Here is a 22,902-nt window from a genome sequence, read left to right as displayed (position 1 = left end):
GACTGGCGATGCTCGCGGCCGTGCCGTTGGTCGCATTGCTGCACTTCTCCGACCACAAGCCGCTGAACGACCGTTAACCTCCAGTCCCGGCAGAGTCGCTGGGCGATGGAGGGTGCAGCATGGAGATCGAGGGAACCGCGGCGATCGTCACCGGCGGCGCGTCCGGTCTGGGCAACGCGACCGCGCGGGCGCTGGCGGCCAAGGGCGCGTCGGTGTTCGCCCTGGACATCCGGGTGGACGACGCGGAACCCGTCGACGGCGTCACCTACCTGGCCGCCGACGTCACCTCGGAGGAGGACGTCCAGGCCGCCGTGGACACCGCCGCCGGCTCCGGCAGCCCGCTGCGGATCGTGGTGAACTGCGCGGGCATCGGCCCGTCCACCCGCACCGTCGGCAAGGCCGGCCCCCACCCGCTCGACCTGTACCGCAAGGTCATCGACGTCAACCTGGTGGGCACGTTCAACGTGCTGCGGCTGGCGGCGGCGGCGATCGGCAAGACCGAGGCGCTGGAGCACGGCCAGCGCGGCGTCGTGATCAACACCGCGTCCATCGCGGCCTACGACGGGCAGATCGGCCAGGTCGCCTACGCGTCGTCCAAGGCGGCCGTGGTGGGCATGACCCTGCCGGCCGCGCGTGACCTGTCGTCGGTGGGCGTGCGGGTCATGACCATCGCGCCGGGCATCGTGGACACGCCGATGCTGGCCACCGTGTCCGAGGAGTTCCGGGCGGGCCTGGCGGCCGGCGTGCCGTTCCCGAAGCGGCTGGCGCTGCCGGCGGAGTACGCGCAGCTGGCGGTGGCGATCGTGGCGAACGACTACCTGAACGGCGAGGTCATCCGGATGGACGGCGCCCTCCGCATGGCTCCGCGCTAGCCGGCGCGGCCGGTCTGTGCTGGGCAACCCACTTCCCTCGTCGGGGTCAGTAGCACGGATCAGGACGGGCCGTTCGCCAACTCGCGCAGACGGCACCTGCGCCTGATCCGACCTCGACTAAGTGCCCCGCCCCAAGATCAACGGCTCCGTCGGGAACCATCCGCCACCCCTCAGCGTTGTGTGACAGTCAACAGGATGGGGTATTGCCCACTTGCCCACATGTCACTAGCCTGAAGACAGCGCCGACACCAACCAGCCACCACCGACACTGCGACGCACCCATCCTTGACGAGGGTCGGCCGGACACTGTGTCGCGGAGCATCCCGGCTTTCACAGCGCGTCACTGCCGCAACGGTGACGGCTTGCCTGACCCAGCTCGCAACTTGATCGAGGGGCTCACCATGACGACACTCGAAGGATTCCGCCCCATCGCCGAAGTAGCCGCCGACGAGCGCTCGCGCATCGCATTCGGTAAGGCAGGAGTCCACAAGGACGACCGCTACGCTGTGTCGATCAACGACGAAGGCGCTATCCTGCTCACCCCGCTGGCCAGCATCCCGAAGCGGGAGTTGATGGTCTGGGAGAACGACGAGCTGAGGGCATCGCTATTCCGCGGCCTGGCAGACGCCGCGGAGGGCAAGGTGCAGAAGCTCGACTGGGTCACCGCTGACGTCGAGATCGACGAAGAGGACGAGTGAGCGCTCCACCCTACGAACTCCTGTACACCGCCGAGGCTTCAGCAGTTCTAGAGGAGCTTCGAGGGAAGCAGCAGTACGCCAAGAAGCTCAAGAAGATCCGGAAAGCGCTGGCCCAACTAGAGGAGTTGGGTCCGCGCTACCCGGCGTTGCGCTCGCACCCATACCAGTCAGTGCCAGGGCCGAACGGCACTCAACTATGGGAGTCCTACGTCGAGAACAAGACTCCCTCGGCTTGGCGGATATGGTGGATCTACGGCCTTGAGAAAGATCAGCTCACGATTGTGACGATCGGACCGCACCCGTAAGCAGCCTGCACTTCGATCGGACATCCCCTCAGCAAGGGTCGTCGCCACAGGCCCCGCCTGCACCGCAAGTCCGCGCGGCCTCTCCGGGGTTGATGTGCCCCCTGTGACGGCGCCCTCCGCATGGCTCCGCGCTAGCCGAGGCTGATCGGGACTGCCGACACCGGGCGAGTCGCGCTCCGAGCGCGCGGCTCGCCTTCGGCCTCACAACGCGCGCACCGGAGCCGAACTCGCCGGACACCCCGCCCGAACGCGCGTCTCGCGCGCCAAGACTCGCGGAACGGTGCTCGGCCGGAGGTGGTCCGCGCTAGAGGTCGCCCGCGAACGGCAGCCCGGCCATGGCGTCCGACGTCATCCACTCCCGCAACGCGTGCGTGGCCCGGACGTCGTCCTCGTTGTACTCCAGCAGTCGCCGCCGCTGCACCGGATCCGGCGGCGCCCCGTCCATCCCGACCGCGTCGCGGTACCAGCGCATGGAGTTCTCGCCGCCCGCCTCCGGGTCGCGCCAGGAGAACCCCGCCACCGGCGCGATGGTCTTCAACCCCTTGCCGTGCGCGCACAGGAACTGCTCCTGCACGATCCCGAACAGGTCCACCCACGAGTCGGACGAGATGAACTCCCGGACCTGCGCCACGGTCGGGATCCCCGGCCGGCCCCTGAACCGCTCGGCCGACCCGAGCAGCCACCGGTTCTCCGCCAGCTCGTTGTAGCAGTACGCCCGGAACGTCAGGCCGCGGGCCCGCGCGCGCAGCCGGACGCCGGTCAGCCAGCTCCAGAACTCGGCGAACGACCGCGCCTCGTCGTCGCACGGCAGCGGTTCCCAGGTCGCGAACGCCCGGTAGCCGTGCTCCTCGCCGACGTCCGCGCCGGACAGCCAGCAGCCCCACATGTACGCGCCGAGGTCGCCGAAGCTCTCCATGTCGACGTCCACCTCGACGTCCGCCCGCGGCACGTCCATGGACGGCGCGCGCCGCACCACGGTCAGGTCGCGCAGCCACGCCCGCGCCAAGATCACCGCATCGGAGTACAGCATCCCCACCAACGGGGTGACCTGCTTCCCGACCGGGTCCAGGGCGGCCAGGTCGTCCACGGTGGACACGCCCGCCTTGCGCAGCGCCACCGCGTCCTCGCCGCGCACCACCAGGCTCACGTCCCGCGCCGACCGCAGGTCCACCTCGCACACCGGCCACCACGGGCAGCTGCGGCACTCCACGATCCGGGACGGCCGGGCCAGCGGGTCCGCGCCGGTCGCCGCCGCCGTGGCCACCGCGAGCCGGTCGGAGAACCGCGAGTCGTACTCGGCCAGCGCCGTGCGCCCGCCGGGCCAGGTGGGCGCCTCCAGGTCGTGCCACACCACGACGTCGCCGTCCATCCCGACGACCCCGCCGTAGGACCGGCCCGCCGCGGCGAACCCGGCCGCCTGCAACTGGCGCTGGGCGTGGGCCAGCCGGAGCTGGTCGCGCGGCTGCGGGCGCACCTTGCGCAGCGGGTCCACCCGCGCGCCGCCGGGCAGCGGGTGCGACAGCGGCGACGTCCGCGCCCCCGTCCCCGGATCGGTGACCTTGTGCCGCACCACCAGCACCGGCACGTACCCGGTGTCGGCCTTGACCAGCAGGTCGATCCCGCCGCGCCGCCCGCCGCGCACGTCGCGGGGCAGTGCCGCGCCCCAGATGTAGCGCACCCCTGCCTGCATCGCGGCGGCCGTGACGCGTTCCCGGTCGGCGCTGGGCACGTCCTGCGGGATCTCCATCAGCTCCGAGCCCGCGGTCCGCCCGAGCGCCGCCGCGACCGCCCGCCGGTGCTCCGTGGCGTCGGCCTTGCGCAGCTGGCCGGTCGGGTCCGGCGCGGCCCTGGGCACCTCTCGCATGGCTGGATCGTGTTCGAGGTGCACCCGCCGCCGGCAACGAGTGACCACGCCGGCGTCCAGCTGCACCTGGGAAGTCACGGCAAGAGGGTATGCCGCCGCCGGGACGCTTGTACGAGCAACCTGATGGACCGGAGTGGATCTTCCGTGCGCGACTCCCGTCCGACCTCTAGGGTTCGGTGCAGGAGGTGGCGGCAATGGCACGCGAACGGGGCAAGGGCTTCACCGCCGGCCGGGCGAGGAACCTGGTCGGGGTGGCCAAGGTCGTCGCACCCGCGCTGATCCCGGTGGTCGCGCCGCTGGCCGTCCGCGCGGCGGCGCTGGTGAGCGACCGCTACGACCACTACCGGGCGCGCAGGCTCGGCGTACCGGTGGACGAGCTGACCCGGTACTCGGGCCACGGCGCGCGGCTGCACGCCCGGATCGCCGGGTTCGGCCAGGCCCTGGAGGAGCTGCGGACCGAGGACCCGGCGTACGTGGGGTCCACCGAGTCGCGCCTGTCGCAGCTGCTGGCCGCGGTGCGCGCCGCCGAGCGGATGCCGACGGCCCGCCGCAGGGCCGCGCACCGCGCCGTCGGCACCGACCTGGACGCGCTGGAGGCCGACCTGCTCAAGCGCCTGGGCGTGTCCTGACGACCTGCTCGACGGTCAGCAGGGCGGTCTCCTCCGGCCCGCGCACCACCTCGTCCATCACCTCGGCCACCCGCTCCTCGCGCCGGATCATCGGGTCGCTGCGCAGGTCGCGGGCCAGTGACACGCACAGCCCGACCATCACCACCGCGAACGGCAGGGCGGCGATGATCGTCAGGTTCTGCAACCCGGTCAACGCGTTCGAGCCGCCCACCAGCAGCATCACCGCCGCCACCGCGCCGGTCAGCAAGCCCCAGAACACGACGACGCCCTTCGTCGGCGCGATGGAACCGCGCTGCGACAGCGTCCCCATCACCACCGACGCGGCGTCCGCGCCGGACACGAAGAAGATCGCCACCAGCAGGATCACCACCACACCGGAGACCGCCGCCAGCGGGAACCCGTCGAGCAGGGCGAACAGCTGGCCCTCCGGCGACGCCTCGCCCGCCAGGTCCGTCCCGTGCCGCTGTTCGAAGATCGCGGTGCCGCCGAACACGCAGAACCACACCAGGCTCACCGCGCTGGGCACGCCGATCACGCCCGTCACGAACTGCCGGATGGTGCGGCCCCGGCTGATCCGGGCGATGAACATGCCGACGAACGGCGTCCACGAGATCCACCACGCCCAGTAGAAGATCGTCCAGCCGGACAGCCACGCCTGGGTCGCGTCGCCGCCGGACGCCGCCGTCCGCCCCGCCATGTCGGCCAGGTCGCGGAAGTAGTCGCCGATCGCGACCGGGATCAGGTCGAGGACGAACACCGTCGGCCCGACCACGAACACGAACGCCGCGAGCACCAGGGCGAGCACCATGTTGGTGTTCGACAGCCACTGGATGCCCCTGGCCACGCCGGACACGGCGGACGCGACGAACACCGCGGTCAGCACCGCGATGATGCCCACCAGCACCGCGTTGCCGACGCTCCAGCCCGCGACGGTGAGGCCGCTGCCGATCTGCAGCGCGCCCAGGCCGAGCGAGGCGGCCGAGCCGAACAGGGTGGCGAAGATCGCCAGCACGTCGATCGCCCGACCGGCGGGCCCGGACGCGTGCCGCCCGAGCAGCGGACCGAACGCGGCGCTGATCAGCTGGCTGCGACCGCGCCGGAAGCTGCCGTAGGCGATGGCGAGGCCGACGACGGCGTAGATCGCCCACGGGTGCACGGTCCAGTGGAACAGGGTGGTGGCCATCGCGGTCTGGAGCGCTTCGTCGGTGCCGCCCGGCGCGGTGCCCGGAGGCGGTTTCACGAAGTGCGACAGCGGCTCGTTGACGCCGTAGAACATCAGTCCGATGCCCATGCCCGCGCTGAACATCATGGCGACCCACGACACCGTCCTGAACTCGGGCTCCTCGTCGTCCCGACCGAGCGGGACGCGCCCGTAGCGGCTGATCGCCAGCCACAGCGCGAACAGCACGAAACCCGAGGCGACCAGCACGAACGCCCAGCCGAGGTGGCCGATGACCCAGGCCAGCGCGGTCTTCGAGGCGGCGGCGAGGGAGCCGGTGCCGAACACGCCCCACGCCAGGAAGCCGAGTGCCACGGCGGCGGCGACCCCGAAGACCACCGGGTCCACGCGTCCCGGGCGGTCGGCCGCCCGCTCGCTCGTTGCGGATCGTCCCGGCTCGCCCGGCAAGGGCTGTTCGATGGCATGGTCAGGCCTCTTCACGGGTACCCCTTACCACCACTCGGACCAACGCAAACCTGTGATCGTCAAGAGTGCCTCACACCTTCGAGCGGTGTTCTCCTACGCTCTGTGCATGACCCGACGTCCGGCCCCGACCCGCCTCGCGCGGGCCGTTCTGCTGGCCGTGACGTCGGCGGCACTCAGCGTGGCCGCGCACGGGGCGGCCGGGGGCGACGTGACCGAGTTCGCGCCCGCGCTGCCGCTGACCGTGCTGGTGGCGTTCGGAGGCGCGGCGACGGCCGAGCGCGGGCGCCGGCCGTGGACGATCCTGGGCACGCTGGGCGTGGCGCAGCTCGGCCAGCACGCGCTGCTCAACCTGGGCAACCACGTGGCCGAGGGGCCGGGGCTGGGCTTCAGCCCGGTGGCCATGACCGCCGCGCACGTGGTGGCGGCCCTGCTCACCGGCCTGCTGCTGGCCCGTGCCGACAGCGCCCTGGCGGCGCTGGCGACCGCGGTGTCCCGGCTGGTGCCGGTGCTGTGCGCGTTCGTCCCCACCGCGCACCGAGCGGGTCCGCTCCCCGCGCCGACCGGCTTCGACACGTTGACCGCCGTGCTGCTGCGGCGGGTGAACGGCCGCAGAGGGCCACCCGCAGTCCTGATCACCCGAGTCAGCTGACACACACCCTCTGGTAATCAGGAGCGACAACTTCATGTCGACAAATCGTTTTGGCGTGCGCACGCTCGCCAAGGGCGGCGCCGTGCTCGCGATCGCCGCGTTCCTCGCGCTGGGCACGGCGGGCCCGGCGTCCGCGCACGTCACCGCGTCCACCCCGAAGGACGCCGTGCAGGGCGGCTACACCAAGGTCACCCTGCGGGTGCCCAACGAGCGGCCCGCCAACGGCACGGTGAAGCTCGAACTGACCCTGCCCGCCGAGTACCCGCTGGCGTCGGTCAGCACCAAGCCCACGCCGGGCTGGAAGGTCGAAACGGTCAAGGCGAAGCTAGACACGCCGGTCAAGAGCCACGGCCGCGAGGTCACCGAAGCCGTCCGCACGGTGGTCTGGACGGCCGACCCCGGCGTCCGCATCGAGCCCGGCCAGTTCAACGAGTTCGACCTGTCCGTCGGCCCGCTGCCGGACAACACGGACAAGCTGGTCATGCCCACCAAGCAGACCTACGACAACGGCGAGGTCGTGGACTGGAACACCCCGCCGCCCGCCGAGGGCGCGGAGGAGCCGGAGCGCCCCGCGCCGGTGCTGAAGCTGGTCGCGAAGAAGGACGGCAGCGGCCACGGCGAGGCGACCAACGCCGCCACCACCAAGGACGACGGCCACGCCACGTCCACCACGACGGACGACACCGCCCGCTGGCTCGGCGGCGCGGGCCTCGCGGTGGGTGCCCTGGGCCTGGGCTTCGGCGCGGGTGCCGTCCTGCGGTCGCGGCGCGCGGCGGGTAAGCCGTCAGCATGAGGCGCGCACTCCCGTTGCTGCTGGCCTGCCTGCTCGCGGGCGGCGCGGCGCTGGCCACGGCCGGCCCGGCACTCGCCCACAACGTGCTGGTCAGCAGCGACCCGAAGGACGGCCAGGCGCTGGAGGCGGGCCCGGCGGAGATCACCCTGACCTTCGACCAGCCGGTCCAGGCGGGCGACAAGTTCAACACCATCACCGTCCGGGGCCCGGAGAACACCCAGTGGCAGGCCGACGGTGAACCGACGGTGAAGAACAACTCGGTGACGTTCAAGGTGCGGCCACTGGGTCCGGCCGCCGAGTACGACGTCGGTTACCGGATCCTGTCGGCCGACGGCCACCCGGTGACCGGTTCGCTGAAGTTCAAGACCACGAAAGCGGGCACCGGCACCCCGGCCCCGGCGACGACCGCCACCGAGGCGACCGCCACCGACGAGAGCGGCGGCGGCGTGCCGATCTGGGTCTGGATCGTCGGCGCGGTGATCCTCCTCGGCGGAGGCGTGTACTTCGCGCTCCGCGGCGGAGCCAAGGAGGACGCCAGGCGATGACCGTGAACCGGACCACCACCCCCACCACCAGGTACTGGGTCGTCGCCGGCCTCCTCGTCGGAGGGGCACTCGGCGTATTCCTCGGCCTGGGCCTGTCGACCACGCCGGAAGTGGTCGGCGTGGCCGAACCGGGGGTGGTGGTCCGGTTCGCGCACCCTCTCGTCCGGACCCTGCTGGACCTCTCGGCAACGGCCGTGGTGGGCCTCAGCCTGCTGCCGAAGCTGTTGGGGTTCAGCCGCCCCAACCTGACCGAACCGGTGATGCGCCTGGCGCGCCCGGGGGCGGTCATCGCGGCGGCCGTGTGGGTTTTCACCGCCCTGCTGTCGATCGTCATCAGGGCTTACGAAACCCGCCCGGACGTCACCGTCACCATCGGATCGGTGGTCGACTACGTGCAGCGGGTCGGCGCGGGTCAGGGGTTGCTGTTCAGCGCGGTCTGCGCGCTGAACTACCTGTGGGTGGGCATCCTCGCCGTCCGCAAGGGCGAGACCGTCCCCGCCGAACTGCGAATCCTGATCTCCATGTTCGGCCTGCTGCCGCTGCCGGTGACCGGTCACGCGTCGAACTGGAAGTACCACGACTACTCCATGATCTCCATGGAGCTGCACGTCCTGGGCGCAGCCGCGTGGACCGGCGGCCTGGCCGCCCTGGTCGTGCTGGTGGCCCACCGCCGGGGGCTGCTCGCGGAAGCCCTGCCCAAGTTCTCCAGACTGGCCACGATCAGCCTCGTCCTGGTTTCGGTCACCGGCTTGTTCAACGGCCTGCTCGAGCTGGCGCTGAACCCGGTGGTCTCCCTGCCGGTGTCCCTGTTCACCACCTCGTACGGCTTGATCCTGGTGGGCAAGATCGTCTGCGCCGGACTTCTGGCACTGCTCGGCGCGAACATCCGCTGGCGGATGCTCCCGCACATCGCCCAGCACAGGACGACGGCGATCGTGGGGTGGGCGGCCGTCGAGGTGACCATCATGGGGATCGCCTTCGGCCTCGCCGTGATCCTCTCGCGCGCCCCGGTCGCCTAGACCACCCGGATCTTCGCACCGAGGCGTTCCAGGCCCCGGTAGTCGATCCCGTCGGCGAGTTGCAGTTCCTCCAGCTCCAGCCGGGCCAGCGGGGTGAGGTCGTAGTCGAACTTCACGTTGTTCGAGATGGAGAGCCGCTTCAGCCCGGTGAGCTCGACGATCGAGCCGATGTCGTCCAGGGTGGTGTTCTGCAGCATCAGCTCGGACAACGACGACGGCAACGCGTCCAGCTCCAGGTGGTCGAACCCGGACAGGTTCATGAAGCTCGCTCGGCCGAACACCCGTGCGGCATTCGCCAGGTGCCGACCGCAGACCGGCCGGAAGAGGTTCACCGAGTAGATGTCGTCCAGGCGATCGACGCCGGCCAGACCCCGGTCCGCGTAGCCGTGCAAAGAGACGTATCCCAGCTCGGGCAGGTCGGCAATGGGTGAGAGGTCCTCGGTGATGTCCAGGCCGAAAACGCGCAGGTGCTTCAAACTCCGGTGCTCGCCGAGCAAACCCAGGTCGTGCGACCGCCACGCGTCGACCCGCACATCCAGTTCCACCAGGTTCGGAACCCCGGCGAACAAGTCCAGGCGCTCGATGACCTCGTGGAAGTCCAGCCGGATCGCGAGTGCGGTCAACGCGGGCAGTCGGTGTACGTAGGGGATCAGTTTCCTGGATGAGATGGTCAACCGACCACCACCGAGCAGGGAATTCGACAGCACCACGTCGGCGAAGCGTTCCGGGTCGAAGTAGGGCCACGCACGACCCAGCTCCACGTGCACCGCGCTCCGGGGATCCCGCGCGTATCCGGCGAGCAGCGGCAGCGCGTCGACCGTGCCGGTGAGCGCGGCGGCCCGGACGGTGGCGACCGCCTTCGCCTCGGACAGCCCTTCCAGGCTTCTCGGCAGGTAGCGCAGCACGCGGTGGCCGATCGCGACCAGTGAGCCGGTCTCCGGCAGGCTGCGCGGCGGGACGAGTTTCCGCTCGACCATGGTGTCCACCCGGGTGCTCACCTCGGGCGCGATGTCCCGCACCGTCTCCAGGCACGCCGCTGCCAACAACCTGAGGTGCCGGGCCCTGGTCGGCTCGTTCTCGCTGCGATCCACAATGCCCGTCAGCAGGTCGCTCGCCTGTTTCGCCGTGGCGTGGCCGCACGCCATCACCACGGTTTCCCACCACGTGTCCAGATGCGCGTGCGCTATCAGCGTGTCGACGTGGTGCTGCTGAATCGCCTCGTCGGCCGCCAAGTACTCCAGGAACGTGCGGTGCACGAAGTCGACCCGTCCCGGAACGGGTTCCCGGAGCACCCCGCTCCGTTCCAGCAGGTGGTCGAAGACCGGTTCCGGTTCGATCGCCACGTTCGGCATCCCGGGTAGCTTGCGCGCGATGTGGCCGAGCGCATCGGCCGTCGACAGCTCGACTTTGTTCGCCAACGTGAGCCGCCAGGCCAGATCCCGCAGCAGGACCCGCTTCTCCGTGTCACCCAGCAATCCCGGGATGCCGCGTTCGGCGTCACGGAGGTGCAGCAGCATCGCCAACGCCTTGGCGTACAGGTCCATGCGGTTGCGCGGCAGTTCGGATCGGTGCGACAGGTTCAACGCGCACAGCATCGCGCACAACAGCGGACTCGCCGCGAGCTGCCTCAGGTGCGGCCGTTCCAACTGGCCGCGCAGTCGGCGTTCCGCCTCGGCGACCTCCGCGCCGGACAGTTCCGCCGCCTGGTGCCAGCGGGCCACGAAGTCGAGGATGTTCCCCGGGTTCATCGGTTCCAGGGTCACCGCGCGGAAATCCTCCTCGGCCAACCACCGGCTGTCCGCGGCGGCCGTCCGGGCGGTCACCACCACGCGGGTGTCGGGAAAGGTCAGCAGCAGATCCCGCAGCCACGACTTCACCGTTCGGCGCCGCGCCGCGGGCACCTCGTCCACGCCGTCGATCAACAGCATGGCCCGCCCGGTCTTCAGCAGCCGGTGCACCCAGCCCTCCGGCATGACTTCCACGATCATCGGCGTGCACTGCGCGACGAAACGCTCCGGGTTCGGCAGGTCGCCCTCGGCGAAGGTCCGCAGTCGGATGACGAACGGGACGCAGTCGTTCCAGTCGCCCAGCGCCCCGCCGAGTTCGTCCCGCGCGGCCCGCACCGCCAGCCAATCGAGCAGCGTCGTCTTTCCCGAACCGGCGTCACCGCGCAGCAGAACCCTCGACTCGTCGCCGATCGCCGCTTCCACCGGGACACCTTCAGCGTCCTGGTCCCGCGTTCTCGCCAACGGGTCGAACCAGCTCTCCGGCTGTACCCGACCACCGCGCCGCGGCCGCGTCCGATCAGCGGCGCCCGACACGCTGAGACTCAGATAGGCCACGGTCAGCGCCAGCGTGGGCTGCTCGTCGCCGGGCAGCCCGAGCAGTTCCAGGCGGTCCAGCTTCGCCGCCAACCTGCTCAGGTACTCGACCCGGAAAGCCTCGTCACGGTCCACCCCGCGCGGGGCGTAGAGGCTGGTCGTGGGAGTTCGGGAGAGCAGCGACTCCAATTGCTCGGACTGCGCGGTCAACCGGCTCAACGCCTCCGCCAACGCGGCCGGCTGGAAGGACGGCAGGTAGCGGACCACCTGCACCAGGTGGCGGCACGCCTGGTCCAGCGCCAGTTCGTGCAACCGCCCGGCCTCCTCGGACAGCAGCGCGGCCCGTCTGGGGAACTGCTCGCGAATCCGTTGCGCCAGGATCTCGGCGTCGGCGTCAGCGGCCAGGAGCGCTTCGTCGGACAGGTCCACCTCCGCCAGGACGTCGACCACCGCCGCCAGCGCGGCTTCGACCTCGTTCCCCGGCACGCCGCCGAACCGCTGTTCCAGCACCGGGGCCAACTGCTCGGCAACCTGCTGGCCGATCCTCTCCACCAGGTTCTCCAGCTTCCGCTGCTGCAACGGCCCTCTCAGCTCCGCCTGCGCCAACTCCGCCAGGCTCGCGCCGCGCTCGAACCCGGCTTTCCGCCGCTGCAACCAGAACTTCGCCGCGTGCGCCGCGATGGTCGTGCCCAGCTTCAGCGCTGCGCTCTCCAGACCGACGATGACCGCCTCCCCCGCACTCGACAGATGCATAACCGACAGCCCGGAGACCGTCCCCGCAAAAATGTCGTACCCCCCTGCTCTAATCGGAGCATGGACACCACACCGATCTTGGTCCTGGGCGCCACCGGCTCGACCGGCCGCCGGGTAGTCGCACGGCTGAAGGCGCGGGGGCACGCCGTCCGGGGCGCGTCCCGGCACGGTGACGTGCGGTTCGACTGGGCGGACGCGGACACCTGGCGCCCCGCGCTGACCGGTGCCCGGAGCATGTACCTGATGGCTCCGCACGAGTTGCCGATCGATCCGGCGTTCGTGCGGGAGGCCGTCGACCAGGGCGTGCGGCGGCTCGTGCTGCTGTCCAGCCGCGGCATCGAGGCGATGCGGGACGAACGGCTGCTGGCGGCCGAGGCGACCGTCAAGGCCTCCGGCGCGGCCTGGACGATCGTGCGGCCGGACTGGTTCAACCAGAACTTCGACGAGGGCTTCTTCCGCCCGGCGGTCGAAGCCGGCGAACTGGCCCTGCCGGTCGGCGACCTGGCACAGGCGTTCGTGGACGCCGACGACATCGCGGCCGTCGCGGCGACCGCGCTGACCGAGGACGGCCACGAGGGGCAGACCTACGAGCTGACCGGGCCGCGCGCGCTGACGTTCGGCGAGGCACTCGACCTCATCGGGCGGGCGTCCGGCCGATCCCTGACCTTCCGCGGCTCGCCCGACGACTACCGGGCCCAACAGGCAGCCCTCGGCATGCCCGCCGACCAGACCGAAGAGGAGGTGGCGGCCTTCCAACGCCTGGTCGAGTCCGCCCAACCGACCGACGCCCGACCGCCCGCCGCGCGGACGACCACCGCAGTCGCCGACGTGACCGGCCGCGAACCCGTCGACTTCGCCGACTACGCCGCACGAACGTGGTCCACCGACCGCTGACCACACGGCCGCCGGCCCCGCGGAGCCGGAGATCGGCCGACGCCTCGGCCGGTGCTGATCAGTGGATGAGACCTCGAACGGCGATGATCGGTGAATGGACCGTTCGGTGCGGTGAGCTGCGCCGAGCGGTCTAGTCGGTGATCAGTCGCGCCGTAGGGTCCTCGCGGAGCTTGTTCAGCTTGGCCATCGCCTGGTGGCCGCGCCGGTCCAGCTCCTTCGCGTCGATCCAGCCGTGCGCGAAGTACCGGTAGTCCTGGGCGAGCTTGACCAGTTCGGCCAGGTAGTCGGCGGAGCGCCGGCGCCGGTCCTCGTCGAACGAGGCCAGCAGCGGCAACTGGGTGTCCACGACCTCGTCGAGCATCCGCGCAGCCTTCAGCGCGCGCTTCGTGCGCCAGCGCCGAGCACCCACCAGCTGTCCGATCACGCGCACCTCACCGCACTCACCCGTCCCCGTCTTTGCGTGAGTCGGAATCGACGGCCCGAGTGTTACCGGTTCGTTCCCCAACTCCCACCGGGTCAACGGTATGGGGTCCACGGAGTCGTGGTGTCCCCGACCCGCAGTGCCTGGAGGCGTCGGCGCAACTCGTCGCGCACCTCCGGGTGGCTGCGCAGGATCGGCAGGACGCTGGTGGTGAGCTTGAGTTCCCGCACGTCCCGGAGCACCGCGAAGCCCGCCCACCGGGTCACGTCGAACCGGTACACGCGGGCCAGTTGCCGGTACCAGTGGGCGGGGTGGCCGAAGCGCGCCACGCCGACCGGCAGGGTGCTCAGGTCCCACTCCCGGGGCCCGATGCTGGTCGAGTCGAAGTCGCAGATCACCGGCCCGTCGGGGCTGGGGATCAGGTTGCCCAGGTGCGCGTCGCCGTGCACCACGCCTTCCGGCAGCACGGTCGGCAGGTCGGTCAGCCGCGCTTCCAGCACGGCCACCCGCTCCTCCAGGTACTCGCGATCCGGCGCCGACAGCTCCTCGGCGTCCGCGATGCGCCTGCGCACGTCGTCCAACGGCGACCAGCGCGGCAGCTCGAACGGCGGCGCGGGCAGCTCGTGGATGCGGCACAACAGCAGTCCCAGGTCACGGCCGTCGACCGGGGCCCCGTCCGAGGCCACGGTGTGCCAGATCGTCGCCAGGTGCCCGCCCACGGCGAGCGGTTGCGGGAACTCCTCGACCAGCCGCACCGCGGGCACGTCGTGCGCGGCCAGCCACCGGGCGACCCGGACCACCTTCTCGGCCCGGTGCCGCAACGCCATCGATCCGACGATCCGCACCACGACCCGGTCGGTGGGGAGGTCGAACACGGCGTTGGAGGTGAACTTCACCAGCCGGGCGTCGCGGTGCGTCAAGCCCAGCGGTGTGCACAGCCGCTCCAACACGGCGGTCAGCGCGGCGGGGGTGAACCTGCCGTCCAGCCCGACCTCCAGGATCAGGCCGCGCTGTCGTTGCCGGTGAACTTGGCGACCCGGTCGGCCAGTTCACGTGCGTCGGGGTTGTTGCGGCGCTTCTCCGCCTCGTGCTGCAACGGCTTCATGCGGTCCTTGGTGCGCACCGACTTCAGGCCCTCGGACAGGTCGATCGCCTGCCGGCCGATCTTCGCGCCGTGGTCGATGTCGCCTTCCAGCAGGTGGTTGATCGACAGCGAGGTCAGGTTGAACGACCGGCTGCGGCTCATGTCCTCGCCGTAGCCGTTGATCGCCTTGGACAGGGCCGGGATCGCGGTCCGCGTGTACTTCGCGTCCACGGTCTGCGCCAGCTCCGTGTGCACCGTGCCGATCATCGCCGACAAGTCGTTGGCGTCGAAGAACTTCGCCCACGCCGGCGCTTCGCTGATGTTGGCCCGCGCGAACTCGTCGCGCGCCCGGCCGAGCAGCTTCAGCGCCTGGTCGTCGGAACCCATCTTGGCGTAGGCCCAGGCCTCGTTCGCGCACAGGATGCCGACCGCGAGCTCCGAACCGGAGTTCTGCGCCGCCAGCTGGCCCAGCTGGAACACCTTCAGCGCGTCGTCCGGCGCGTTCTGGTGCAGGTACACGCGACCCATCCGGTACATGATGTTCGCCACCAGCTCTTCCTTGCGACCCTGCTTCGCCAGACCCAGTGCCTGGCCGAAGTGGTTGCGCGCCGAGTCGTAGAGGCCGGTGTCGAACGACGTCCAGCCGGCCAGGTTGTGCAGGTCGGCGAGGGCGACGTAGAGCCGCTCCTTCACCAGGTCCGTGGCGTTCGCGCCGAGCATCTGCTGACCCCACGAGAGCTGCGCGACCACGGCGTCGCGGCAGGAGCCGCCGCCGTACTGGTAGTCCAAGGTGCGCAGCGCCCTCGTGGCCGCTTCGACTTGTCGCACGTCGGTCATGCCGATGCGGCCGGGAGCCGGAGTCTGCGCGGGCGACGAAGCCCAAGACCCGGAGTCCGTACCGAACACGGCCGCGCCGACGGTGATGGCGGCGGCGTGCGCGAGGAACTTCCTTCGCTTCACCGACTCGTCCTCCTCAGACTGGGGTGCCTCCGCGGTCGCGGCCACCCGCACTGCCGTGGCCTCGTCGTAGGCGAGGCCCATGTATCCCCTGGGGACACCCAAGCCGGCGGCGATCCGGGCCAGGACGTCGTAGGCCATGACCTGACGACCCTTGAGGATCTCCGACACTTCGGACTGCGACTGGCCCGTGAGCGCCGCGATCTGGCGCTGGGACACGCCGTGCCGTCGGAGCAGCCGGTACACCGAGCTGATCTCCCGCCTGGCCAGCGCGTCCCGCATCTCCTGCTGGTCCCAGACGTCCGGTGTAACAGGAGAGCCTTGCGAACCGGTGGTGTTCAATTGCGCCCCCTCACAGTCCCTTGGGCGTCAACGGCAGAGTAGGGGCACTCCCCCAAGTGCAGGAAGTGTCGATCGGCGAGGCTGATCGGCCCTGCCGAACTCCACTGACCGCTTACCGTGGAACGGCCACCGGCCAGCGCTATGACGTCCCGATCCGGGTTGAATCATCGCAATCTAAGTTCCGGTAAGCGAGTGAGTACGGAGAGGAACCCGGCAGTGGACCTGATCGAGCGGGCGGTGACCACCACAGGTGGACCGGCAGCGCGCGCCGTCGCCACGGCCCCTTCTCCTGCTCCGACAACTGTCCAGGAGTCGACCGACCTCGACTCCGGATGGCGCGGCTCGACCGGGCAGCGTCGCTGGTGGCGGATTCGTTGCAGCGACGTGGTCGACCGGGAGCGCTGCCTCACCGTGCTGGTCGACCAGGGCCGCGTGGTCCTGGTCGGCCCGCCGGGCGAGACGGCGGTGCTGTCGGCAGACCAACTCGTACAGCTCAGGGCAGCGCTACGCGAAGCCGCCGAGCAGGCGGAAAGGTGACGGTGACGTTTCGGTGGACGAGATCCTCGGACAAGTTCTTCGCAACGCGGTGTGGGAGAGGTTGGACCTGCTCACCGAGCTGGCCAACGAGGCCGACGCCCCGTCCCTGCTGTCGGTGGCACGATCCGAGCTCCCTCGGCTGACCGAGGGATGGCGGGCCCTGCTGGCCGCCCACGAACCGGACGAGAAGGGCAACTGCCCTGAGTGCTCGGGTCGCTGGCGCCAGCAGAAGAGCCCTTGCCCGGTGTGGCGCGCCGCGTACGAACACCTGGTCGCGGGCGGTTTGGCCCCGCGCCCGGCTCGACACCTGCGCTCGGCCCTGGTGACCCCTCCGGTCACCAGGACCAGACGTGCCGCGGTGCTTCGAGCCCACTGACGGGCGGCCCCGACCTGTCGTTCCCCCGACGCGACACGGTCGAGCACCCGCCTACTGGCCGGCGGTCCGGGACGAGCGAACCCCCGACCGCGACGAACGGACCGCCGGCCGGCCACAACTGAACACGAAGACATCCGCGGGCCGGTGCTGTGCACCTTCCCTCCCCGACCGGCACTGGTCCGCGGGCACCACCCCGGCCCCCGATGCCTGCCCCTCCCGCGCAGGCATCGGGGGCCGTTTCCACCCACGGCATCGGGGCCGTTTCCACCCACGAGCAAGCACGCACGAGCAAGCACCCACCGAACGCCGTGCGCAGCACACCCGTCACCCCCGCGTTCTCCCCGTATGGCCTGCCCAGCGGCGAGCGCCTGCTTGTGATCACTCAGCTCCTTCGCCGCACTCCCACCCTCCGCCCCCTCAGCGATGCACCCCGGTACGCCAGGTCAGATACCCCGCCACCCCCGGCAGCACCCTCCCGAACACCTCGAACGCCTTGAGCTGCCACGGGAACACCCGCTCAGCCCGCTCCCGCTCCACCACGAACGCGATCTCCCGGGCCACCCGCTCCGGCGTCACCGTGGGGATCAGCCGCGCCACCCCGGGGATCCGCTCCTCCGCCCCCGGGTTGTTCACGAAGTACCGGCTGCTCACCTTCCCCGGCACCACTTCGCTCACCCCCACGCCCGTCCCCCGCAGGTCCTGCCGCAGCGCAGCCGTCAAGCCCCGCAACGCATACCGCGCAGCCGCGTACCCGGTGGCGCCCGGAATCGGCAGCCGGGACACCGGCGAGTTCACGTTGACGACCCACCCCGATCCGCGCTGCCGCATCCCCGGCAGGAACTCCCTGGTCAGCCGCAACGCCGCACCGAACGGCAACGCGGTCATCGCGGCCAGCTCGTCCGCCGGGGTGTCGTCCAGGAACAACCACCGCCCCGCCCCGGCGTTGTTGACCAACACGTCCGGCGCCCCGTACTCCGCCACCACCCGCTCGGCCAACGTACGGATCTGGTCGACATCCGTCAGATCCGCGGGCAACGCCACCGCACGACCACCGAAATGTGAGACCCGCTCAACGACGGATTCGAGCGCTTCGGCGCTCCGGGCCACAAGCAGGACAACCGCTCCACGCCGAGCCAACGTCTCCGCAGCCGCCGCTCCGATCCCCTGCGACGCCCCTGTCACGACAACCGTCCGACCTGCCAACCGCACTGGAACCCCTTACTCCGAACCACCAAGACCAACCCCGCCCCCTCTCCCTTGCGCCCTCTCCTCCCTCTCTCCCTTCCCCGCCCTACTCCGCCCTGCCCAACCCACTCCGCCCAACGCCACCGACCTGAGTGCCGCCCAGGGCGAGACCCACAGCCCGCGCCACTCGAAGGCGGGCCGAACCGCCAGCCGTGCGTCCGGCGTCAGCACCACGAACGCCAACGCACCCGCCACGACCACCACCGCGCAGGCCAGGTACCCGTCCGCCACCCCGGATACCAGCACGGTCACCACGAATGCCCCGACACCGTCCCCAGCATCTGGCTGACCCCGACCAGCCCGCCGACCTTGGAACGGCAACGGGTTGCCCGGCGACGGCGCTCGCAGCCGCGTCGGGTTGTAGTAGTTCACGCCGTAGAAATCGAGTTCCGGCGAGACGATCGCCAGGTCGCCGTCCACGATCGGCAAGCGGTCGGCCAGGTCCGCCGGGTAGCTCCTGACCAGCACCGGGTCGGCGAACAGCCAGCTGTGCAGCGATGAATAGGCGGCAGCCGCCTCCTCACCGCCATCCCCGTCACCCCACGCCGGCGTGTCGTTGTCGGCCGTCCCCACCGCCCGCGCCCCGCAGTCGCGCAACGCCGACACGGCCGGCCCGTGCGCCAGGTTCAGGTGATGGGCAACGGGCAGCGCGTCGTACAGCAGTGCCTTGCCCGGCGCGCGCTGCCCGGTCGCGTACCCGAGCAACGTCACCATCGCGGGTTCGCTGACCGGGATCCACATCGCGACCCGGTCCGCCAGCAGCTCCCCGACCCGCGACGCGTACTCCGCGAACCGGAAAGGAGTATCCCGACTGAGCCAACCGCCCTCTTCTTCAACGGAAGCCGGCGCGTCCCAGTGGTACAGCCCTCGAAAGCGGGGAACGCGTCCCACACCGACCGGACCCGCCCGTCCTCCCGCAACGCCCCTTCGACCTGGAACGCGGAGGTCGAAACACCCCGGAGGAACCCGTCGGGCAAGGTCACGCGAGGCCTCCCAGAACATGAAAGTAATTCGGATCGTAGGCGTGTTGCACCGCAACTGGAAGTGCGGTCGTCCAGGAGCGGGCACTATGGAATCCCGCAACCCATCGACCAGGAGTCGCCGTGACGAGTACGACCCCACTGCGCCGGCAGCCGGTGCAGCAGCGCAGCGCCAAGCGCGTCGAGCGGATGCTCGAAGCCTGTGCCTCGCTCATCGAGGAGGTCGGCTACGACGGCGTGACAACGACACTGATCGCCGAACGCGCCGGAGTGGCGGTCGGCTCGCTCTACCAGTTCTTCCCGGACAAGCGGGCCGTCGTGCAGGCGCTGACCTTGCGCAACCTGGAGAAGTTCATCCAGACGGTGGACGGCCGCTTCACGTCCACCACCCTGGAGCACTGGTGGGACGCCGTCGACTCGATCTTCGACGTGTACGTGTCCATGCACCGCGAGGTGCCCGCGTTCAGCAAGCTGCACTTCGGCGACGTGGTCGACATGCGCCTGCTGGACGACCGCCGGGACAACAACACGGTCATCTCGGACCGGATCGCGGAGATGATCTCGGCCAAGTTCGACATCCCGCTGGCCGAGCTCCAGCTGCCGATCTCGATCGCCGTGGAGGCCGCCGACGGCGTGCTGAACCTGGCCTTCCGCCGTGACCCGGCCGGTGACCAGCGGATCCTGGACGAGGCCAAGGTCCTGGTCCGCGGCTACCTCTCGACCCGCCTGCCCGACTGAGGCCCAGCCGGACAACCACCCAGCCGAACGACGGCTCAGCCGTACAGCCACCCAGCCGGACGACGGCTCAGCCGAACGACCGCCCTTCACCCCGGTAGGTCGGCACGGTCCGCACTACCACGTCCCCCTTGACGACGTGGTAGTGCGTGAACCGCTCGGCCAACTCACCGGCCTTGGCGTGCCGGAGCCACACCCGGTCACCCAACGCCAGCGAGTCCGCGGCCTTGCCCGCCACCGGCGTCTGCACCTCGCCCGCGCCTTCCAGCGGCAGCAACTTCAACCCCGGTGGCAGGTAGGGCGTCGGCTGGCGGTCGGCGGTGGCCGTCCCGGAGGCGATGTACCCGCCGGAGAACAACGTCGCCACCTGCCGCTTGGGCCGCCGCACCACCGGCAGCGCGAACAGCACGGCCGGCCGCGGCCGGAACCCCCGGTACCCGTCGAACAACGTCGGCCCGACCAACCCCGACCCGGCCGCGAGCTCGGTGACCGAGGCGTCGGCGGCGGTGACCTCCAGGCTCCCGGTCCCGCCACCGTTCACGAACTCCAGGTCCGCCACCCGCCGCACCGCCGCCACCGCGGCACCCCGCCGCTCGACCAACTCGGCCGCCGACCGGCGCTGCATCCACCGCAGCGCCACCCCGCGCACCGGCCGGCCGGGCGGCGAATCACCCAGCCCGGCGATCTGCCCCTCGTACGCCATCACCCCGACCAGCCGGAACCCGGTTCGCTCGCCGATGCGCTCCGCCAGCACCCGGGCGTCCCGAGCCGTGTGGACCGGCGATCGACGTGGCCCGACGTGCAGGCCGGGCGCGGGCCGCCAGGACACGTCGAGCTCCAGGCAGACCCGCACCTCCGGGTGCCCGGCACCCAACGCCGCGGACACCAGGTCCAGGTGCTCCACCGAGTCGACCATGATCGTGACCCGCCGCCGCGCCTCCTCGTCCGACGCCAGCGCGCGCAACGCCCCGTGGTCCACCGTCGGGTAGGCGACCAGCAGGTCGTCGCACACGTCCTCGGACGACAGCCACAACGCCTCGGCGAGCGAGTAGCACATGACCCCGGCGAACCCCGGCCGCGCCAGCACCCGTTCCAGCAGCCGGCGGACCCGCACCGACTTGCTCGCCACCCGCACCGGCTTCCCGCCGGCCCGGCGCACGAGGTCGGCCGCGTTGTGGTCGAACGCGTCCAGGTCGACGACGGCGAACGGGGGGTCGAACTCCTTCGTCGCGCCGTCGAGTCGGCTACGGGGTTGCATGTGGCTCACGGTACTTGAAAGGTGAATCTGTTTCACCTACGGTTCGTGGATCCCGTCACACCGGAGGTGGGCATGGCGACGCCGTGGACGAACTGGGCGCGCACCGCGTCCGCGAATCCACACCGGGTCGAGCACCCGGCGAGCGCCGACGCGATCGCCGAGGCCGTCGCCGCGGCGAGCAGCGTGCGCCCGCGCGGCAGCGGCCACTCGTTCACCGACATCGCCGCCGCCCCGCAGGTGGCACTGGACCTGGACGCGTGGACCGGCATCGCCGACGTCTCCGGCCCCCTCGTCACGGTCCGCGCCGGCACCACCCTGCGCCGGCTGAACGCCCTGCTCGACGGCCTCGGCCTGGCCATGCCCAACCTCGGCGACATCGACGCGCAGACGATCGCCGGCGCGACGTCCACCGGCACCCACGGCACCGGCGCGAAGCTCGGCGGCCTCGCCACCCGGATCACGGCCATGGAGCTGGTCCTGGCGAACGGCGAGCAGGTCCGCTGCTCGGCCGAGGAGCGCCCGGACCTGTTCCACGCCGCCCGCGTCGGCCTGGGCGCGCTCGGCGTGATCAGCACCGTCACCCTGCACTGCGTGCCGGCGTTCGTGCTGCACGCCAGGGAGTCCCCCGGTCGGCTGGACCAGGTGCTCGACGAGTTCGACCACCTGACCGCCGTCGAGGACCACGTCGAGTTCCACTGGTTCCCGCACAGCGACGACGTGATCGTGAAGCGCAACAACCGGGTGGACGAGGAGCCGGCGCCGCTGTCCCGCTTCCGCCGCTTCTACGAGTACGAGGTGCTGGAGAACGGCGCGTTCGGCCTGGTCTGCCGGATCGCCCGAGCCGTACCGCGCACCACGAGGACGCTCAACCGGGTCTGCGGCAACCTCGTCTCCGAGCGCGTCTACCGGGACGTGTCGCACAAGGTGTTCGTCACGCCCCGCCGCGTCCGGTTCGTCGAGTCCGAGTACGCCGTCCCGCGCGCCGACCTGCACGACGTGCTCCGCGAGCTGCGCACCGCGGTGGCCCGGCTGGACCACGGCGTCATCGTCCCGGTGGAGGTGCGCGTCGCCCAGGGCGACGACATCTGGCTGTCCACCGCGAACGGCCGCGACACCGCGTACATCGCCGTCCACCAGTACCTCGGGATGCCGTACGAGCAGTACTTCGACGCGTTCGAGAAGATCGCCACCGCGGTCGGCGGCCGGCCGCACTGGGGCAAGCTGCACAGCCGGACCTCGACCACGCTGGCCCCGGTCTACCCGCACTTCGAGGACTTCCGCCGGGTGCGCGCCGAGGTGGATCCCGACGGCAAGTTCACCAACGGCTACCTGGACCGCGTCCTCGGCTAGAACGCCGACTCGATCGGTGTCGTCCCGGAGATCAACTCGTAGGTCCGGCGGACGGTCGCCGGGCGGTCCAGCAGCGCGACCACCACACCCGCCACGTCCGCACGGGGGACCGACCCGCTCAACGGCGTCTCGGCCAGCGTCACCAGCCCGGTACCCGCCGAGTCGAGCAGCCGACCCGGCCGCAGGATCGTCCAGTCCAACGGGCGTTCCCGCAGGTCCTCCTCGGCGGCGCCCTTGGCGGCCAGGTAGGCGTCGAACACCTCGTCGCCGGTCACCCGGCCGATGCCGCCCGTGCTGATCTGCACGAACCGCGACACCCCGGCCGCCTGCGCACCGGCCGCGAACAGCGCCGAAGCCGCGCGGTCCACGGTGTCCTTGCGCGCCACGCCGCTGCCCGGCCCCGCACCGGCGGCGAACAGGGCGGCATCCGCCCCGCTCAGCACCGCGGCGACCTGGGCGACGTTCACCGCCTCCAGGTCGCACAGCACCGGGGAGGCCCCGGTGGCGCGGACGTCGTCGAAGTGGTCCGGGTTGCGCACCAGTGAGGTGACCCGGTCACCCCGGCCGGCCGACAACTCCGCCACCAGCAGTGCGATCCTGCCGTGCCCGCCCGCGATCACCAGGTGCATG

Annotated in this window: 22 protein-coding genes and 1 pseudogene; 12 read left to right on the top strand and 11 right to left on the bottom strand. The window is 70.9% G+C overall.

From position 1 onward, the window contains the following. The first annotated feature begins 119 nt into the window (after positions 1-119). Positions 120-872, top strand: coding sequence for an SDR family NAD(P)-dependent oxidoreductase (locus FHS29_RS26420; protein WP_184695027.1), 753 nt, complete (start codon positions 120-122; stop codon positions 870-872). A gap of 401 nt (positions 873-1,273) precedes the next feature. After that, the gene (locus FHS29_RS26415; protein WP_184695025.1) at positions 1,274-1,570 is read left to right on the top strand and encodes a hypothetical protein; all 297 of its coding nucleotides are present in this window, start codon (positions 1,274-1,276) and stop codon (positions 1,568-1,570) included. A gap of 609 nt (positions 1,571-2,179) precedes the next feature. Here the strand turns inward: FHS29_RS26415 and FHS29_RS26410 are convergent. Beyond that, entirely contained in the window at positions 2,180-3,817 is a 1,638-nt protein-coding gene (locus FHS29_RS26410) for a TM0106 family RecB-like putative nuclease (RefSeq protein ID WP_184695023.1), read from the bottom strand. A gap of 116 nt (positions 3,818-3,933) precedes the next feature. On the opposite strand from FHS29_RS26410, the gene FHS29_RS26405 reads away from it, so the two are divergent. Continuing rightward, positions 3,934-4,368, top strand: a complete 435-nt coding sequence (locus tag FHS29_RS26405; RefSeq protein WP_184695021.1) for a DUF6474 family protein — start codon at positions 3,934-3,936, stop codon at positions 4,366-4,368. Here FHS29_RS26405 and FHS29_RS26400 read toward each other — a convergent pair. Continuing rightward, positions 4,346-6,028, bottom strand: a complete 1,683-nt coding sequence (locus FHS29_RS26400) for a BCCT family transporter (protein ID WP_184695019.1) — start codon at positions 6,026-6,028, stop codon at positions 4,346-4,348. The two genes, FHS29_RS26405 and FHS29_RS26400, sit on opposite strands and share 23 nt — an antisense overlap. A gap of 91 nt (positions 6,029-6,119) precedes the next feature. Here FHS29_RS26400 and FHS29_RS26395 point away from each other — a divergent pair, with 91 nt between their 5' ends. Genes FHS29_RS26395 through FHS29_RS26380 form a run of 4 tightly spaced genes read left to right on the top strand, consistent with a single transcriptional unit; the run spans position 6,120 to position 9,019 of the window. Beyond that, on the top strand, positions 6,120-6,662 hold the full coding sequence (locus tag FHS29_RS26395; RefSeq protein ID WP_246440868.1) for a hypothetical protein: 543 nt from the start codon (positions 6,120-6,122) through the stop codon (positions 6,660-6,662). Positions 6,663-6,696: 34 nt separating this feature from the next. Further along, positions 6,697-7,455, top strand: coding sequence for a YcnI family copper-binding membrane protein (locus FHS29_RS26390; RefSeq protein WP_184695015.1), 759 nt, complete (start codon positions 6,697-6,699; stop codon positions 7,453-7,455). Next, positions 7,452-8,000 (top strand): copper resistance CopC family protein, encoded by a 549-nt coding sequence (locus FHS29_RS26385; protein ID WP_184695013.1) that lies wholly within the window; start codon positions 7,452-7,454, stop codon positions 7,998-8,000. Before FHS29_RS26390 ends, FHS29_RS26385 begins: the two co-directional genes overlap by 4 nt. Then, a complete protein-coding gene (locus FHS29_RS26380; protein ID WP_184695011.1) occupies positions 7,997-9,019 on the top strand; it encodes a CopD family protein in 1,023 nt (340 codons plus the stop codon). The genes FHS29_RS26385 and FHS29_RS26380 overlap by 4 nt, the downstream gene beginning before the upstream one ends. On the opposite strand, the gene FHS29_RS26375 is transcribed toward FHS29_RS26380, so the two are convergent. Next, positions 9,016-12,093 carry an NACHT domain-containing protein gene (locus FHS29_RS26375; RefSeq protein WP_221456643.1) on the bottom strand — a complete coding sequence of 1,026 codons (3,078 nt, stop codon included), beginning with the start codon at positions 12,091-12,093 and terminating at the stop codon, positions 9,016-9,018. The genes FHS29_RS26380 and FHS29_RS26375 overlap by 4 nt on opposite strands. Before the next feature lie 60 nt (positions 12,094-12,153). Between FHS29_RS26375 and FHS29_RS26370 the strand changes: the two genes are divergently transcribed. Beyond that, entirely contained in the window at positions 12,154-12,987 is an 834-nt protein-coding gene (locus FHS29_RS26370; RefSeq protein WP_184695009.1) for an NAD(P)H-binding protein, read from the top strand. A 130-nt stretch (positions 12,988-13,117) separates the two neighbouring features. On the opposite strand, the gene FHS29_RS26365 is transcribed toward FHS29_RS26370, so the two are convergent. The 3 genes from FHS29_RS26365 to FHS29_RS26355 form a co-directional block, all read right to left on the bottom strand. Next, positions 13,118-13,411, bottom strand: coding sequence for a hypothetical protein (locus FHS29_RS26365; protein ID WP_312865107.1), 294 nt, complete (start codon positions 13,409-13,411; stop codon positions 13,118-13,120). Between the two features lie 92 nt (positions 13,412-13,503). Continuing rightward, positions 13,504-14,394, bottom strand: a complete 891-nt coding sequence (locus tag FHS29_RS26360; RefSeq protein WP_184695498.1) for an aminoglycoside phosphotransferase family protein — start codon at positions 14,392-14,394, stop codon at positions 13,504-13,506. A 14-nt stretch (positions 14,395-14,408) separates the two neighbouring features. Then, positions 14,409-15,731, bottom strand: a complete 1,323-nt coding sequence (locus FHS29_RS26355; RefSeq protein WP_246440895.1) for a helix-turn-helix domain-containing protein — start codon at positions 15,729-15,731, stop codon at positions 14,409-14,411. A 252-nt stretch (positions 15,732-15,983) separates the two neighbouring features. Between FHS29_RS26355 and FHS29_RS26350 the strand changes: the two genes are divergently transcribed. Further along, complete coding sequence (locus tag FHS29_RS26350) at positions 15,984-16,328, top strand: hypothetical protein (protein WP_184695005.1); 345 nt, start codon at positions 15,984-15,986, stop codon at positions 16,326-16,328. Between the two features lie 13 nt (positions 16,329-16,341). After that, positions 16,342-16,704, top strand: coding sequence for a hypothetical protein (locus tag FHS29_RS26345; protein ID WP_184695003.1), 363 nt, complete (start codon positions 16,342-16,344; stop codon positions 16,702-16,704). A gap of 417 nt (positions 16,705-17,121) precedes the next feature. Here FHS29_RS26345 and FHS29_RS26340 read toward each other — a convergent pair whose 3' ends face one another. The 3 genes and pseudogenes from FHS29_RS26340 to FHS29_RS37105 all read right to left on the bottom strand — a co-directional run. Further along, on the bottom strand, positions 17,122-17,886 hold the full coding sequence (locus FHS29_RS26340) for an SDR family NAD(P)-dependent oxidoreductase (RefSeq protein ID WP_312865106.1): 765 nt from the start codon (positions 17,884-17,886) through the stop codon (positions 17,122-17,124). A gap of 36 nt (positions 17,887-17,922) precedes the next feature. Then, positions 17,923-18,840 (bottom strand): family 1 glycosylhydrolase, encoded by a 918-nt coding sequence (locus FHS29_RS26335; protein ID WP_312865105.1) that lies wholly within the window; start codon positions 18,838-18,840, stop codon positions 17,923-17,925. 27 nt (positions 18,841-18,867) lie between these two features. Next, a pseudogene (locus FHS29_RS37105) lies at positions 18,868-18,932 on the bottom strand (hypothetical protein); the annotation flags it as partial. A gap of 120 nt (positions 18,933-19,052) precedes the next feature. Between FHS29_RS37105 and FHS29_RS26330 the strand changes: the two are divergent. Next, positions 19,053-19,667 (top strand): TetR/AcrR family transcriptional regulator, encoded by a 615-nt coding sequence (locus FHS29_RS26330; RefSeq protein WP_184694999.1) that lies wholly within the window; start codon positions 19,053-19,055, stop codon positions 19,665-19,667. 67 nt (positions 19,668-19,734) lie between these two features. Here the strand turns inward: FHS29_RS26330 and FHS29_RS26325 are convergent, their stop codons facing one another. Continuing rightward, the gene (locus FHS29_RS26325) at positions 19,735-20,922 is read right to left on the bottom strand and encodes an amino acid deaminase/aldolase (protein WP_184694997.1); all 1,188 of its coding nucleotides are present in this window, start codon (positions 20,920-20,922) and stop codon (positions 19,735-19,737) included. A gap of 72 nt (positions 20,923-20,994) precedes the next feature. Between FHS29_RS26325 and FHS29_RS26320 the strand changes: the two genes are divergently transcribed. Continuing rightward, positions 20,995-22,272: a D-arabinono-1,4-lactone oxidase gene (locus tag FHS29_RS26320; RefSeq protein WP_184695495.1), complete on the top strand. Its 1,278-nt coding sequence runs from the start codon at positions 20,995-20,997 to the stop codon at positions 22,270-22,272. On the opposite strand, the gene FHS29_RS26315 is transcribed toward FHS29_RS26320, so the two are convergent. Next, positions 22,269-22,901, bottom strand: a complete 633-nt coding sequence (locus FHS29_RS26315) for an NAD(P)H-binding protein (RefSeq protein WP_184694995.1) — start codon at positions 22,899-22,901, stop codon at positions 22,269-22,271. The genes FHS29_RS26320 and FHS29_RS26315 overlap by 4 nt on opposite strands. Between the last annotated feature and the right edge of the window lies 1 nt (position 22,902).

It is taken from the genome of Saccharothrix tamanrassetensis (assembly GCF_014203665.1).
Taxonomy (GTDB): Bacteria; Actinomycetota; Actinomycetes; order Mycobacteriales; family Pseudonocardiaceae; genus Actinosynnema; species Actinosynnema tamanrassetense.
The sequence above is the reverse complement of the archived record's forward strand: the minus strand, read 5'-3'. Positions and strand labels throughout refer to the sequence as shown.

Bases quoted from the DNA above. Each gene is read 5' to 3' on its own strand.
- FHS29_RS26420 (WP_184695027.1), top strand. From the start codon at position 120: ATGGAGATCGAGGGAACCGCGGCGATCGTCACCGGCGGCGCGTCCGGT.
- FHS29_RS26415 (WP_184695025.1), top strand. From the start codon at position 1,274: ATGACGACACTCGAAGGATTCCGCCCCATCGCCGAAGTAGCCGCCGAC.
- FHS29_RS26405 (WP_184695021.1), top strand. From the start codon at position 3,934: ATGGCACGCGAACGGGGCAAGGGCTTCACCGCCGGCCGGGCGAGGAAC.
- FHS29_RS26395 (WP_246440868.1), top strand. From the start codon at position 6,120: ATGACCCGACGTCCGGCCCCGACCCGCCTCGCGCGGGCCGTTCTGCTG.
- FHS29_RS26390 (WP_184695015.1), top strand. From the start codon at position 6,697: ATGTCGACAAATCGTTTTGGCGTGCGCACGCTCGCCAAGGGCGGCGCC.
- FHS29_RS26385 (WP_184695013.1), top strand. From the start codon at position 7,452: ATGAGGCGCGCACTCCCGTTGCTGCTGGCCTGCCTGCTCGCGGGCGGC.
- FHS29_RS26380 (WP_184695011.1), top strand. From the start codon at position 7,997: ATGACCGTGAACCGGACCACCACCCCCACCACCAGGTACTGGGTCGTC.
- FHS29_RS26375 (WP_221456643.1), bottom strand. From the start codon at position 12,093: ATGCATCTGTCGAGTGCGGGGGAGGCGGTCATCGTCGGTCTGGAGAGC.
- FHS29_RS26370 (WP_184695009.1), top strand. From the start codon at position 12,154: ATGGACACCACACCGATCTTGGTCCTGGGCGCCACCGGCTCGACCGGC.
- FHS29_RS26355 (WP_246440895.1), bottom strand. From the start codon at position 15,731: ATGCGGGACGCGCTGGCCAGGCGGGAGATCAGCTCGGTGTACCGGCTG.
- FHS29_RS26325 (WP_184694997.1), bottom strand. From the start codon at position 20,922: ATGCAACCCCGTAGCCGACTCGACGGCGCGACGAAGGAGTTCGACCCC.
- FHS29_RS26320 (WP_184695495.1), top strand. From the start codon at position 20,995: ATGGCGACGCCGTGGACGAACTGGGCGCGCACCGCGTCCGCGAATCCA.
- FHS29_RS26315 (WP_184694995.1), bottom strand. From the start codon at position 22,901: ATGCACCTGGTGATCGCGGGCGGGCACGGCAGGATCGCACTGCTGGTG.